11 protein-coding genes are annotated in these 13521 nt (G+C 64.6%); 7 read left to right on the top strand and 4 right to left on the bottom strand.

Annotation, left to right across the window (positions count from 1 at the left end):
- Nucleotides 1-362: 362 nt before the first annotated feature.
- The 5 genes from KUF59_RS22960 (at nt 363) to KUF59_RS22940 (ending at nt 5590) form a co-directional block, all read left to right on the top strand.
- Complete coding sequence (locus KUF59_RS22960) at nt 363-1379, top strand: amino acid ABC transporter substrate-binding protein (protein ID WP_212461211.1); 1017 nt, start codon at nt 363-365, stop codon at nt 1377-1379.
- 25 nt (nt 1380-1404) lie between these two features.
- Nucleotides 1405-2610: an amino acid ABC transporter permease gene (locus tag KUF59_RS22955; protein WP_212461210.1), complete on the top strand. Its 1206-nt coding sequence runs from the start codon at nt 1405-1407 to the stop codon at nt 2608-2610.
- Entirely contained in the window at nt 2607-4118 is a 1512-nt protein-coding gene (locus KUF59_RS22950) for an amino acid ABC transporter permease (protein WP_212461209.1), read from the top strand. Before KUF59_RS22955 ends, KUF59_RS22950 begins: the two co-directional genes overlap by 4 nt.
- 8 nt (nt 4119-4126) lie before the next feature.
- Nucleotides 4127-4867 (top strand): amino acid ABC transporter ATP-binding protein, encoded by a 741-nt coding sequence (locus KUF59_RS22945; RefSeq protein ID WP_249140633.1) that lies wholly within the window; start codon nt 4127-4129, stop codon nt 4865-4867.
- 189 nt (nt 4868-5056) lie between these two features.
- Complete coding sequence (locus tag KUF59_RS22940) at nt 5057-5590, top strand: DUF805 domain-containing protein (RefSeq protein ID WP_212461208.1); 534 nt, start codon at nt 5057-5059, stop codon at nt 5588-5590.
- Between the two features lie 10 nt (nt 5591-5600).
- On the opposite strand, the gene KUF59_RS22935 is transcribed toward KUF59_RS22940, so the two are convergent.
- The 4 genes from KUF59_RS22935 to KUF59_RS22920 form a co-directional block, all read right to left on the bottom strand.
- On the bottom strand, nt 5601-6635 hold the full coding sequence (locus KUF59_RS22935) for a cysteine synthase A (protein ID WP_212461207.1): 1035 nt from the start codon (nt 6633-6635) through the stop codon (nt 5601-5603).
- A 77-nt stretch (nt 6636-6712) separates the two neighbouring features.
- Nucleotides 6713-7942 carry an SAM-dependent methyltransferase gene (locus tag KUF59_RS22930; protein ID WP_212461206.1) on the bottom strand — a complete coding sequence of 410 codons (1230 nt, stop codon included), beginning with the start codon at nt 7940-7942 and terminating at the stop codon, nt 6713-6715.
- Between the two features lie 93 nt (nt 7943-8035).
- A complete protein-coding gene (locus KUF59_RS22925) occupies nt 8036-8875 on the bottom strand; it encodes a DUF1365 domain-containing protein (RefSeq protein WP_212461240.1) in 840 nt (279 codons plus the stop codon).
- A gap of 11 nt (nt 8876-8886) precedes the next feature.
- Complete coding sequence (locus tag KUF59_RS22920) at nt 8887-10200, bottom strand: NAD(P)/FAD-dependent oxidoreductase (protein WP_212461205.1); 1314 nt, start codon at nt 10198-10200, stop codon at nt 8887-8889.
- A gap of 401 nt (nt 10201-10601) precedes the next feature.
- Here KUF59_RS22920 and KUF59_RS22915 point away from each other — a divergent pair, with 401 nt between their 5' ends.
- Together KUF59_RS22915 and KUF59_RS22910 are read left to right on the top strand one after the other, a co-directional pair.
- A complete protein-coding gene (locus KUF59_RS22915; RefSeq protein ID WP_408918028.1) occupies nt 10602-12080 on the top strand; it encodes an efflux transporter outer membrane subunit in 1479 nt (492 codons plus the stop codon).
- Nucleotides 12070-13509: an efflux RND transporter periplasmic adaptor subunit gene (locus tag KUF59_RS22910; RefSeq protein WP_258767185.1), complete on the top strand. Its 1440-nt coding sequence runs from the start codon at nt 12070-12072 to the stop codon at nt 13507-13509. The genes KUF59_RS22915 and KUF59_RS22910 overlap by 11 nt, the downstream gene beginning before the upstream one ends.
- The last annotated feature ends 12 nt before the right edge of the window (nt 13510-13521 follow it).

Here is a 13521-nt window from a genome sequence, read left to right as displayed (position 1 = left end):
GGCCCGAGGCGTCCCGCGGGCGGCGGAGGGGCCGCGACCGTTAATAACAGAACACAGAAGAGTCCCGTCAACCCCTTGACCCGGCTCGCCAGTCGTTCTGTGATGCGGGGGTGCTATTCTGTCGCCGCATGTTGAGGGGCCTGCCGCGATCTTCGATCCATCGCCTGACTGAACCAAGCGTAAGAGCCTGAAGGGCAAGACGCTTGGCGGCGGGGATTTCAGGGTTTGGCCCACCAGCATGGTCGCCGCGTTCGGCAAGGATGTCCTGCAGGGCCATGTCCTGCACGGATCTTGCAGGGGACGCTGCCGGCAGAGACGCCTGCGAGACGAAGACCCTGAAGCGACCTTTGAAAGGCCCAGCCATGAAACGCGTAACCCTGGTTCTCACCCTTGCCTTCGCCGCCGGCCTGTCCGCGCAGGCCGCCAATGCCCAGACGCTCAAGACGATCAAGGACCGGGGCTCGCTGTCCTGCGGCGTCAGCCAGGGCCTGCCGGGCTTCTCGTCACCGGACGACAAGGGCAACTGGACCGGTCTCGACGTCGACGTCTGCCGCGCGATCGCGGCTGCGATCTTCAACGATCCGACCAAGGTCAAGTACGTGCCGACGTCGGCCAAGGACCGCTTCACCGCGCTTCAGTCCGGCGAGATCGACCTGCTCTCGCGCAACACCACCTGGACCATTTCGCGCGACACCTCGCTCGGCGCCAACTTCACCGGCGTGACCTATTACGACGGGCAGGGCTTCATGGTGAAGAAGTCGCTGAAGGTGAACTCGGCGCTGGAGCTCAATAGCGCCTCGGTCTGTGTCCAGACCGGAACCACCACGGAGCAGAATCTCGCCGACTACTTCCGGGCCAACAACATGAAGTACGAGGTGATCGCGTTCGGCACCAACGACGAAACGGTCAAGGCCTATGAATCCGGACGTTGCGACGTGTTCACCACGGACCAGTCCGGCCTCTACGCCAATCGTCTGAAGCTCGCCAATCCCGCCGATCACGTCGTGCTGCCGGAGATCATCTCGAAGGAGCCGCTCGGACCGATGGTGCGCCATGGCGACGACCAGTGGTTCGACATCGTGAAATGGACGCTGTTCGCGATGGTCACCGCCGAGGAGCTCGGCCTCAACGCCAAGAACATCGACGAGAAGGCGAAGTCGGACAATCCGGAGCTGAAACGCGTTCTCGGCACCGACGGCAATTTCGGCGAGCAGCTCGGCCTGACCAAGGATTGGGTGGTGCGGATCGTGAAGCACGTCGGCAATTACGGCGAGGTCTTCGACAAGAACGTCGGCACCGGCTCGCCGCTAGGCATCGCCCGCGGTCTCAACAGCCTCTGGAACAAGGGCGGTCTTCAGTACGCGCCGCCGATCCGCTGATCGCCCGCGACCACGGCTCGCGGCGATGAGCACCGAAGCCCGCAAACCGCCGCCCCAGATCGCGCTGAGGATCAGGCGCCTCTTGGGCGGGAAGGCTGGCTGGAACGGCGTCGCCGTCCAGTTCGCCTTCGCGGCGATCCTGGGCTGGATTGCCTATGAGATCGTCTCCAATGCCCGCGCCAACCTCGAGAACCAGCACATCGCCGCGGGCTTTGGCTTCCTGAGAAACAACGCGGGCTTCGACGTCAATCAGACCCTGATCCCCTATACCGGCTCGGACACGTTCCTGCGCGTGTTCGTGGTCGGGCTCCTCAACACGATCGTGGTCTCGGTGATCGGCATCGTGTTCGCCACGGTGCTCGGCTTCGTCATCGCGTTATGTCGGCTCTCGCCCAACTGGCTGCTGTCCCGCGTCGGCGAGATCTATGTCGAGATCATCCGCAACCTGCCGCTGCTGTTCCAGATCCTGTTCTGGTACCTGGCCGTGCTTGGGGTGTTGCCCAATCCGCGCCAGAGCTTCTCGCTGTTCGGCCTCGCCTTCGTCAGCAATCGCGGACTGGTCGTTCCCTCGCCAATTGGCGAGCCCGGCCTGACGCCGTTCCTGGTCATGCTGGCGCTCGGCATCGTCGGATCGCTTGCGCTACGCAGCTATTCGCGGCGGGCGCTGTTCCAGCGCGGGCAGGTGATCCGGATCTGGCCCTACGTGCTGGGCCTGCTGTTCGGGCTGCCGATTGCAGCGATGCTGGCGTTCGGTGTGCCCTTCGTCTTCGAGGTGCCGCAGCTCAAGGGCTTCAACTTTGCCGGCGGCTCGCGCATCATCCCGGAATTCGTCGCGCTGACGCTGGCGCTGTCGACCTATACGGCTGCCTTCATCGCCGAGATCGTGCGCGCCGGCATCCTCTCCGTGCACAAGGGACAGATGGAGGCCGGCGCCTCGCTCGGCCTCAGCCGCGGCACCACGCTCCGCCTGATCGTCGTGCCGCAGGCGATGCGCGTCATCGTGCCGCCGCTGACCAACCAGTATCTCAACCTCACCAAGAACTCCTCGCTCGCGGTCGCGATCGGCTATCCCGACCTGGTGTCGGTGTTTGCCGGCACGTCGCTGAGCCAGACGGGACAGGCGATCGAGATCATCGCCATGACGATGGGCGTCTATCTCCTGATCTCGCTCGTCACCAGCGCGATCATGAGCGTCTACGGTTGGCGCATCAGCCGGAGCTTGGGCGCATGACCGACATCACCGCGTCATCCTTCGTCCGTCAGGACCTCGTCGGCGAGCGTCCAGCGCCGGTCAAGACGACAGGCTTTGTCGGCTTGCTGCGCACCCGCCTGTTCAATTCGCCGACCAACATTCTCCTGACCATCGTCGGCGCCCTGCTGCTCTGGTTCACCATCGTTCCGTCGGTCAGGTTCCTGCTGGTCGACGCGGTCTGGACCGGCACGGATCGCACGGCGTGCATCGGGGAGAACGCGGCCGGCGCCTGCTGGCCCTACATCCAGGCGAAATTCCCGCAGCTGATGTACGGCTTCTATCCCGAAGCCGAGCGCTGGCGGGTCAATCTGACCTTCTTCCTCGCGGCCATATTGCTGCTGCCCCTTCTCATTCCGCGCCTGCCGGCAAAGGGATTGAACGCCGGCCTGTTCTTCTTCGCCTTTCCGGTGGTCGCGTTCTTCCTGTTGTGCGGCGGCGGCATCACCGGCTTCGGCCTGAGCTGGACCGCGGGCCTGTTGCAATTGTTCGACGAAAGCATCACCGGCGCCGGGCAGGCATTGCTTAACCTCAGTAAGAGCTCGGCGATCGGACCGCTGCTCTGGATCGTCGGCCAGCTCATCGTGTTGATCGGCACGGCGATCTACTGGCTGATCTTTCCGCTGACCTGGCTGCGCGACCTCTTGCAGGCAACGGGACAGTCGGTCTGGGCCGATTTCGCCATCACCGCCATCGTGGTCTCGCTGCTCGCCTTCATCCTCGGCGGCGGCGTGCGCAGCGGATGGCGCGCGCTCGCAACGAGCGTTGCGACTTTCATCGCCATCGCCGGCGTCATCAAGCTGATGGGGCTCGATCGCGGTGGCCTTCCGATCGTCCAGACCAGCCTGTGGGGCGGCCTGCTGGTGACGCTGGTGGTCGCCGTGACGGGTATCGTCACGTCCATGCCGATCGGTGTCGCGCTGGCGCTCGGGCGCCGGTCAACCATTCCGCTGATCCGGATATTCTCGATCGCCTACATCGAGTTCTGGCGCGGCGTGCCGTTGATCACTGTGCTGTTCTTCGGCACCTACATGCTGCCCTTATTCCTGCCGGGCAATTTTTCAGTCGACGGCCTCGTGCGCGCCCTGATCGGCATCGCGCTGTTTACCGGCGCCTATCAGGCCGAAAACATTCGCGGCGGTCTGGCCGCGATTCCGCGCGGGCAGGGCGAAGCCGCCGCGGCGCTCGGGCTGTCCTGGTGGAAGACGACCTCGCTGATCGTGCTGCCTCAGGCGCTACGCCACGTCATTCCAAACCTCGTCAATAGTTTCATCTCGCTGTTCAAGGACACCTCGCTGGTCTCGATCGTGGCGCTGTTCGACCTGCTGGGCTCGCTGCGGGCGTCGTTTGCGGATCCCAAATGGTCGGCGCCCTCGACCCTGTTCACCGGTTTTGCTTTCGTCGGGATCATCTATTTCGTCTTCTGCTTTGGAATGTCGCGCTACTCGCTTTTCGTCGAGAAGCGTCTCAACGCCCATCGCCGCAACTGAGGTTAACCATGTCCGCCAACCCGATCGTCAATATTTCCGGCCTCAACAAATGGTACGGCGATTTTCACGTGCTGCGCGACATCGACCTGGAAGTCGAGAAGGGCGAGCGCATCGTGATCTGCGGTCCGTCCGGCTCGGGCAAGTCGACGCTGATCCGCTGCATCAATGCGCTGGAGGAATTCCAGGAGGGCGAGATCGTCGTCGACGGCATCGAACTCGGGCCGAACCTGAAGCACATCGACGCCGTCCGGCGCGAGGTCGGCATGGTGTTCCAGAGTTTCAATCTGTTCCCGCATCTGACGGTGCTGGACAATTGCACGCTGGCGCCGATCTGGGTGCGCAACATCCCGAAGAAGGACGCAGAGGCCACCGCGATGAAGTTTCTGGAGCGGGTCAAGATCCCGCACCAGGCCAACAAGTTTCCGGGCCAGATGTCCGGCGGTCAGCAGCAGCGCGTCGCGATCGCGCGCGCGCTCACCATGAATCCCAAGGTCATGCTGTTCGACGAGCCGACCTCGGCGCTCGACCCTGAAATGGTCAAGGAAGTGCTGGACACCATGGTGGACCTCGCCCGGGAAGGCATGACCATGCTGGTCGTAACCCATGAAATGGGCTTTGCGCGCGAAGTCGCCAACCGCGTCGTGTTCATGGACGCCGGCCAGATCATCGAAGCCAACACGCCGCACGAATTCTTCGCGAGCCCCCAGCATAGCCGCACGAAATTGTTCTTGAGCCAGATCCTGCGCTGATCGCGGGCCTCTTGTCTTGACGCGTTTTCTTGCCGCGAACCGGTATCCACTTCGCGGGAAAACGCTCTGAAAGCGTCAAATTGTCGAGATCTTCGTAACCGGCCGGACATCGTGCCGGCGGGCGCCTGCCTGCCGGTTCATCGGTCCGAAAGCAATTGCTGCGCATGTGCCCCCGAGAGGGGTGCGCCAATGCTCGGTTTCCTGTTCGGCCTCAACGCCCGCATGGGGCGATTGCAGTTCTTTCTCGCCACGATCGTCCTGGCGATCGTGATGACCGGGATCTGCTTCTTCATCGCGATGTTCGCTCTGAGGCACGCCATGCCGACGAAGATGCGGCCGGAAGAGCTGCTGCAGACCCCGGTCACCATCGTCGCCATCGTGCTGTTCGCCGCGGCAAGCTTCACCATTCAATCGATGCGCATCCGGGACATCGGATGGGATCCGGTCTGCGTGGTCCCGCTCTGGATCGCCTTCATGTTCGTGGACCGGCTGCTGGCCACAAAGTTTCCCGCACTGGCGGTCGGCGAGGAGCATCAGAGCACGGTGATCGGCGGGCTGGTCAATCTCGTGCTGATGCTGATCCTGTATTTCTGGCCGAGTGGCTACGCCGACGATGCCGGCAGCGCACCCGACACATCGTCCGGCCGCTGGGGTGGTGACACCGTCAGGCCGTCGGCCGCGACCGACCGCTTCTCACGGATCTCGTCGGGCGGACGCAGCTAATCCCGAAGCGCTACACCAACGGCAACGCGATCTTCGAGCGCGCCTCCAGCCAGTCCGGCACCGGCAGGTTTTTCGAGCGCATGAACTCCGGATTGAACAGCTTTGACTGATAGCGGCCGCCGCCGTCGCAGAGGATCGTGACGATGGTCTTGCCGGGGCCGAGCTGCTTGGCGAGCTGGATGGCGCCGGCGATGTTGATGCCGGTCGAGCCGCCCAGGCACAGGCCCTCGTGCTGCAGCAATTCGTAGATGATCGTGACGGCTTCCTCATCGGAGATCAGGAACGCGTCATCCACGTTCGCGGTCTCGACGACCGGTGTCTTGCGTCCGAGCCCGATGCCTTCGGTGATCGAATCGCCCGGCGTCGATTTTGCCTCGCCAGTCTTGAACAGGTTGTACATCCCAAAGCCGTGCGGATCGGCGCAGGCGGTGACGATGTCCTTGTTCTTTTCCTTCAGGTACCGGCTGATGCCGGCCAGCGTGCCGCCGGTGCCGACCGAGCAGATAAATCCGTCCACCTTGCCATTGGTCTGCTGCCAGATTTCCGGTCCAGTGGAATCGTAGTGCGCCTTGGGATTGTCGAGATTGTTCCACTGGTCGGCGAACAGAACGCCGTTCGGCTCGGTCTTGCGGAGCTGGTCGGCGAGGCGGCGGCCGACATGCTGGTAGTTGTTCGGATTGGCATAGGGCAGCGCCGGCGACTCCAGGAGTTCTGCGCCGCACAGCCGCAGCATATCCTTCTTTTCCTGGCTCTGCGTTTCCGGGATCACGATCAGCGTGCGGTAGCCGCGGGCGCTGGCGACGACCGCGAGCCCGATGCCGGTATTGCCGGCGGTCGCTTCCACGACGAGTCCGCCCGGCTTCAGCTCGCCGCGCTTCTCGGCCTCCAAAATCATCCATTTGCCGGCGCGATCCTTCACGGACTGGCCGGGGTTCATGAATTCGGCCTTGCCGAGAATGGTGCAGCCGGTCAGCTCGGAGGCGCGCTTCAGCTTGATCAGCGGGGTATTGCCGATCGATTCGACGACGTCGTTTTTGATGGTCATGTCAGGGGCTTGCCCGCCGTTTCCTCATGTTGCCGGCGACCCTAAAGGAGCACGCCGTACGGCACAAGCGGCCCCGGTCAACGCTGCTTTGCGAAGACGACCTGTCTGACGTCGATATTCCCGGAGAGGAAGCCGGCTTCGCAATAGGCGAGGTAGTATTCCCAGAGCCGCCGGAACCGATCGTCGAAGCCGAGCGGCACGAGGTTGGGCCAGGCGGAGCGGAAGTTGTTTCGCCAGGTCGCGAGGGTCTTGGCATAATCTTGCCCGAAGATGCGCTCCCGGATGACAGGGACACCAAAGGTGTCGCCGAGCGACTTGAGCACTGCGGGCGAGGGCAGCATGCCGCCGGGGAATACGTAGCGCTGGATGAAGTCGACCTCGCGCCGGTAGCTCTGGAAAAGCGTGTCCTGGATGGTGATGGCCTGAATGCCGGCGAGCCCGCCCGGCAGCAACCGGTCACGCAATTGTGCAAAGTACCTTGGCCAAAACTGCTCGCCCACGGCTTCGATCATCTCGATCGAGGCAATGCGGTCGTACTCGTCGCGCTCGTCGCGATAATCCCTGAGTCGGATCTCGACCTTCTCCGAAAGCCCGGCGTCGTGGATGCGCTTCTGCGCGAAGTCGCGCTGCTCGGAGGAGATGGTGAGACCGACGACGCGGGCACCGTAAGCTTTCGCGGCGTATTCGGCAAAGCCACCCCAGCCGCATCCGATCTCGAGCAGTTTTTGTCCGGGCTGGAGATCGATCGCCTCCGCGAGGCGGCGATATTTGTTGGTTTGCGCCGCGGTGAGATCGGTCGTGTGCTCCTCGAACAGGGCCGAGGAGTAGGTCATGCTCGGGTCGAGCCAGGCCGAATAGAAGGCGTTGCCGATATCGTAGTGCGCTTCGATGTTGCGGCGCGCCTGGCGCCTCGTGTTGCGGTTGAACCAGTGGCGCACGAGCTGCACGAAGCGCATCAGCGGCTTGTCGTTCAGCATGGTCTGGAAGACGTCGTGATTGATGCAGAAGAGGTAGAGGAATTGCGTGAGATCGGGCGTGTCCCAGTCGCCGTTCAGATAGGCTTCGGCGACGCCGATATCGCCGCCGCTGAGGAGCCGGGATGCGAAGGCGTAATCGTGCACCCGCATCACGCCCTTCGGTCCCGGCTCAACGCCGCCCATGCGGATCACACGGCCGTCGGGCAGAAGCACGTCGAGCGTGCCGCGCTTCAATCGGGAGCCGAACGCCAGCGCCAGGCGAACCAGGCGCGGCAGGTCGGCAAGCACTGTCTCCACATTTTCCGGCGTGACTGAGATCGCGTTCGGCATCGGCGGACCCATCACCTGATCAGGTTCCGTCCGACCGCAAGCCAGTTGCGCTCTTCCCACTGTCGCTGGACCCGAGCGCGCCCACGCAGGCGGTCAGCGGCGGACAGTATAAGCGCGCCGTCTGTCGGCCGCCAAGTCGGTTTGATCGGCATGCGACGCTGCGACATCGGGGCGTGGTATCAACCGCGCGCCCTTCAGCCAGAGCCGCAGCGCCTCCCAGTGGATCGCGGCGATGATCTTGAATGGCAGAAGTGGCAATGCGAGGAGCGATCGCAGTAACGCAGGGGAAGTGAGTGCGTTGCGGTGACCACTGAAGGTTGCGGCGAGTAGTGGCCCCTCGCGGTCGGTCTCGAGGATACGCAGGCGGACGATCTCCGACGGCGGCAGGACGCGGAAGTGATAGCGCATCGCCGCCATCGCGACGAAGGGCGAGACGTAGAACAGCTTGTCCTGGCTTTGCCGCAGGCCCGCCGCGTTCAATTCGCCCGGCCTCACCGGCAGGACGTAAGGGTGCACGTCGCCAAAGGTGTTGCGCACCTCGTAGATGACGAGCGCAAGCTCGCCCGAACGGCGATAGCAGAAATAGACCGACAACGGATTGAAGGTGTAGCCGAACAGGCGGGGATAGCAGAGCAGTTCGACGCGCCCGCCGCTGAGGTCGATATCGTGCCTGGCGGCACAGCGCGCGGCATAGGCCCGCAAGGAGGAGCCGTCGCGCTCGCCATGATCGGCCTCATGGAAGCTGTACAGCGCGGTGCGGTTGACGCCGAACAGGCGCGATTGCCTGTTAGCCTCGTCGAGCCGGTCGAGATCGATCAGCAGGCTCATGACGCGATAGCTGAAGCGATGGCCCATCGGCTTCAGCCGCGCGTGCATAACGTCGCCGAAGTAGAGGGCGGCGGCATCGCGGTGTGGGGGCAGGGCGGTCGTCATTGCCATCTGCGTTACTCCGCGGCCTCGGCCAGCTCAGCCGGCACCTCGCGCCACGGCGCGACCGCGCCAAGCGCCTCGGCGACCGCAAGGCCCGAACGCAGGCCGTCCTCGTGAAAACCGTAACCGGTCCATGCGCCGCAGAACCAGGTGTGCCGCCGGCCCTGGATTTCCGACAGCCGCTTCTGGGCGGAAAAGGCGGCGGCATTATACTGCGGATGCTCGCAGATGAACTTGCCGAAGGTGAGCTCGGGCGCCGGCGCAAAGGGTGGGTTGAGGCTGACGAACAGCGGCTTGTCATGGTCGATGCCTTGGAGCCGGTTCATCCAATAGGTCACGGCGACATCGTTCTCGACCGTGCCCTCGCGCTGCCAGCGCAGGAAATTCCAGGACGCCCAGGCGCGCCGGCGTTTTGGCATCAGCCTGGTGTCGCGATGCAGATAGACCCTGTTCGGCGCATAGCCGATCGCGCCAAGAATGTCGCGCTCGTGATGATCAGCGTCCGACAGCATCGCCAGCGCCTGATCGCTGTGCGCGGCGATGACTACGTGGTCGAAGCAGTCGTGATGGCCGATGCTGTCGTGCACGACGATGCCATGCGCCGTGCGCTCGATCGACGTCACCGCGCAGCCGAGCCGGATGCGGTCTTTAAACGAGGCCGTGAGCTTCTCGACATAGCGCTGGCTGCCGCCCTTGACCGTGCGCCAGACCGGCCGGTCGTAATGCAGCAGGCGATGATTGCTAAAGAAGGCGACAAAGTTCTCGGCGGGGAACTTCAGCATGTCGGCTGCGGGCGCCGACCAGATCGCGGCCCCCATCGGCGCCAGATAGTCGGTCAACAGCCGCCTGGAGAACCGCCGCTGTGCAAAATAGTCGCCGAGCGTCAGGCCGGCGAGGCGGCCCGCCTCGTGGTCAGACACGCTTTGCCGGTTGAATGTCAGGATGTCCTGCAGCATCCCGAGATAGGATGGCGAGTACAAATTGCTGCGCTGGGCGAACAGGCCGGCTGCCGTCTCCCGCCAATTGCGGCCGCCACCGCGCCATTCGAAGCGTCCGCCGTCGACCGAGACGGCGAAGCTCATGCAGCTCTCCACCGTCTCGACACCGAGATGGGCGTACATGGCCGTGAGCTCGGGATAGTTGAGCTCGTTGTAGACGATGAAGCCGGTGTCGACCGCGATCGGCGTGCCGTCATAGTCGATGGTGACGGTGTGGCTGTGGCCGCCGGCGCGCAGCTCGCGGTCATAGACCGTCACCGGGTAACGTCGTGAGAGCGTCCAGGCCGCCGCGTTGCCGGCGATACCCGTCCCGATGACCGCGATGCGCATTCCGTAAAGCCCCTGCCTTGGTGTCAGGCAAGCTACGGCGCGCCGCGCGCGAGGGTTTCAGCCGCTGGGGCCGGACGGAGACCTCTGTCGTCCCGGTGTGGCGCTGGGATCACATGAAATGTTCGTAAGCTTGCCGATGCTTGCCGACGGCCGCAGAATGCAAGAAAGCCCCGTTACATGGGCCTAACTTGCATTTTTGCGATTCGCTCGGTGACCGCTTCGCGGTGGATGGCGAGGGCAGCGGGACTGTCCGCCCCTGATGCGCCCGGCTAGTATGGCGACAGGTTTCAGGAAGGCATCACCGCTGTGAACGACGCGCAGAAGGCCCATATATTGCCCCGCCGCGAATCGGTTCGCCCGGACGCGCGGCTGCGGATTGGGCTGCCCGGCAGGGGGCGGATGTGACACACAGCTTCCCGGCGGTCGCCCTGCGGCGGCTCTTCGGTTCGGCTCTCCCCTCGCTGCGCGCGGCTGGGTGGCTCGGCGCGATCTGTCTGGCGTTGAGCTCGGCCGGCTGCGTGCTGACCCAGGACCTGCCGGATCCGGCATTGGACGTCCCCACCCAGTACAAATATGCCGGCAAGCCCGACGCGCCGCCGGCGCTCGACTGGTGGCGCGGCTTCCGCTCGCCCGAGCTGACCCAGCTCATGGAGGAGGCGCAGACCGTCAACCTGGACATCGCGGCGGCCGTGGCCCGCATGCGCGAGGCCGATGCCCAGGCGCGGCAGGCGGGTGCTGCACTGTTGCCGAGCCTGTCGGGCGGAGGAAATGAGACCTATTCGCGCACGTCGGGCTCCAGCGCCTCCGGCCTCACCAATGGCGGCCGCGAGGTCGTCAACTATTCGGCCTCCCTGAGCGCGAGCTACCAGCTCGATTTCTGGGGCCAGAACCGCGACGCGCTGCAGGCCGCGGAAGAGACGGCCACCGCCAACCGCTTCGATCGCGACGTCGTCGCGCTGACGGCGCTGTCGAGCGTCGCCAACGCCTATTTCCAGGTGCTCGCCTCGCAGGACCGCTTACGCACCGCCCAGCGCAACATCGCCAGCGCCCAGCGCATCCTCGATGCCATCAAGCAACGGCGTCAGGCCGGCACCGGCACGGATCTCGACGTCGCCCAGCAGGAGAGCGTGCTCGCCAACCAGAAGGCGCTGGTGCCGCCGCTGCGGCAGACGCTCGACCAGAACGTCAACGCGCTCGCCGTGCTGGTGTCGCGCCCGCCCGAGAGCGTGCGGGTTCGCGGCGGGACGCTGAACGCGATCGCGATCCCACGGGTCACGCCGGGCCTGCCGTCGGAATTGCTGACGCAGCGGCCTGACATCCGCCGGCAGGAAGCGCAGCTTGCGTCGGCCACCGCCAATATCGGCAACGCCCGCGCCCAGTTCTTTCCCAGCATCCAGCTGACCGGCAATGGCGGCTACCAGAGCTCGGCGCTGGTCTCGCTGTTCCAGCCGCACGCGGCCTTCTTCCAGCTTGTCGGCAGCGCCACGCAGCCGATCTTCGACGGCGGCAAGATCCTCGGCAATTTCGAGTTTACCAAGGCCCGCCAGGACGAGCTGCTCCAGACCTATCGCAAGACGATCGTGCAGTCCTTTGCCGACGTGGACAATGCGCTCTATTCGATCAAGCAGACCACGATCAAGCTCCAGCTCCAGCGCCAGGTGGTGGCGGCGTCGCAGCGCGCCTTCGACCTTGCCGAGCAGCAGTTGCGCGCCGGCACTGCCGACATCGTGACCGTGCTCAACACACAACAGACACTGTTTCAGGCGGAGGATGCCCTTTGGCAGGCGCAGCTCGCGCGGCTGCTCGCGATCGTCAGCCTGTACCAGGCCTTGGGCGGAGGCTGGGAGCCGAGGATGGAGAAACCGGTCAATGCTCTTTAAGCCCGACACCAAGGAAGGCGCGAAGGACGCGGGCGCGACGCGCAAGCCCTCCCGCGGCCGCCGACGGTTCTGGTCGACGCTGGTCACGCTCCTGATCCTCGGCGGGCTCGGTTACGCCGGCTGGTACGCGTACCAGCGCAAGCCGACCAACGATCGCAACGGGCCGCGCGATCTCCCCGTGCCGGTGCTGGCGGCGATGCCCCGCATCCAGGACGTGCCGGTCTATCTCGACGGCGTGGGTTCTATTCGTGCGCTGAATACCGTGACCGTGCGCTCGCAGGTCGACGGCAAGCTGATCGCCGTGAATTTCACCGAAGGCCAGGACGTCAAGAAGGGCGACGTGCTCGGCGAAATCGATCCCGCGATCTACCAGGCGCAGTACGACCAGGCAGTTGCCAAGAAGGCGCAGGACCAGGCGCAGCTTGCCAACCAGAAGCTCGATCTCGCCCGCTATGAGCAACTCGCGGCCTCCAATGCCGGCTCCAAGCAGCAGGCCGACACCCAGCGCGCGCTGGTTGCGCAGACCGAGGCGCTGATCAAGGCGGATCAGGCCGCTATCGACAACGCGGCGGCGACGCTGGGCTACACCAAGATCGTGGCGCCGCTGTCGGGCCGCGCCGGTCTGCGCCAGGTCGACCAGGGCAACATCATCCACGCCTCCGACACCACGGGTCTGGTGGTCATCACGCAATTGCAGCCGATCGCAGTCTGGTTCAGCCTGCCGCAGCAGCAGATCATGCGCGTCAATGCCGCGGCATCCAAAGGCACACTTCCGGTGGACGTGTTCGGCAATGACGGTGTCACCGTGATCGACACCGGCAAGCTGACCGGCATCGACAACCAGGTCGATCCGACCACGGGCACGCTGAAGCTGAAGGCGGAATTCCCCAACGCCAACTACCAGCTCTGGCCCGGCCAGTTCGTCAACGTCCGTCTCAAGGTCGAGACCTTGTCCAAGGCGCTGGTGGTGCCGACATCGGCGGTCCAGCGCGGTCCGATCGGCACCTTCAGCTACGTGATCGGCGAGGGCGACGTCGTCTCGGCCAAGCCCGTGACCGTCACGCAGCAGAACGAGCACGACGCCGTCATCGCCAGCGGCCTGTCGCCGACCGACCGCGTCGTGACGACCGGCTTCGCCAATCTCTCCGACGGCTCGAAGGTCATCGTGGGCCGGGCCGAGCAGACCCCGTCAGCCGATCTCGCCCCGCGCAAGCGCACCCGCGCGCCGGACGCCAAGGGCGGTCAGGCCAAAGATGGTCAGAAGGATGGGCAGAAGGACGGTGAGGCCAAGGACAGCCAAGGCAAAGACAATCAAGGCAAGGACGGCGAACGCCGCGCCAAGAAAATGAACGTCGAGGGCGACCAGAAAGGCCAGACCGGACCTGCACAAGGGGCTCAACCATCGGGCAGTGGAGCAAAGCAGCCATGACCCCGATAGCGC

This window comes from Bradyrhizobium arachidis, from assembly GCF_024758505.1.
Classification (GTDB): Bacteria; Pseudomonadota; Alphaproteobacteria; order Rhizobiales; family Xanthobacteraceae; genus Bradyrhizobium; species Bradyrhizobium manausense_C.
The sequence above is the reverse complement of the archived record's forward strand: the minus strand, read 5'-3'. Positions and strand labels throughout refer to the sequence as shown.

Excerpts from the sequence above, each read along its gene's own strand:
- KUF59_RS22960 (WP_212461211.1), top strand. The coding sequence starts at position 363 with ATGAAACGCGTAACCCTGGTTCTCACCCTTGCCTTCGCCGCCGGCCTG.
- KUF59_RS22955 (WP_212461210.1), top strand. The coding sequence starts at position 1,405 with ATGAGCACCGAAGCCCGCAAACCGCCGCCCCAGATCGCGCTGAGGATC.
- KUF59_RS22950 (WP_212461209.1), top strand. The coding sequence starts at position 2,607 with ATGACCGACATCACCGCGTCATCCTTCGTCCGTCAGGACCTCGTCGGC.
- KUF59_RS22945 (WP_249140633.1), top strand. The coding sequence starts at position 4,127 with ATGTCCGCCAACCCGATCGTCAATATTTCCGGCCTCAACAAATGGTAC.
- KUF59_RS22940 (WP_212461208.1), top strand. The coding sequence starts at position 5,057 with ATGCTCGGTTTCCTGTTCGGCCTCAACGCCCGCATGGGGCGATTGCAG.
- KUF59_RS22935 (WP_212461207.1), bottom strand. The coding sequence starts at position 6,635 with ATGACCATCAAAAACGACGTCGTCGAATCGATCGGCAATACCCCGCTG.
- KUF59_RS22930 (WP_212461206.1), bottom strand. The coding sequence starts at position 7,942 with ATGCCGAACGCGATCTCAGTCACGCCGGAAAATGTGGAGACAGTGCTT.
- KUF59_RS22925 (WP_212461240.1), bottom strand. The coding sequence starts at position 8,875 with ATGACGACCGCCCTGCCCCCACACCGCGATGCCGCCGCCCTCTACTTC.
- KUF59_RS22920 (WP_212461205.1), bottom strand. The coding sequence starts at position 10,200 with ATGCGCATCGCGGTCATCGGGACGGGTATCGCCGGCAACGCGGCGGCC.
- KUF59_RS22910 (WP_258767185.1), top strand. The coding sequence starts at position 12,070 with ATGCTCTTTAAGCCCGACACCAAGGAAGGCGCGAAGGACGCGGGCGCG.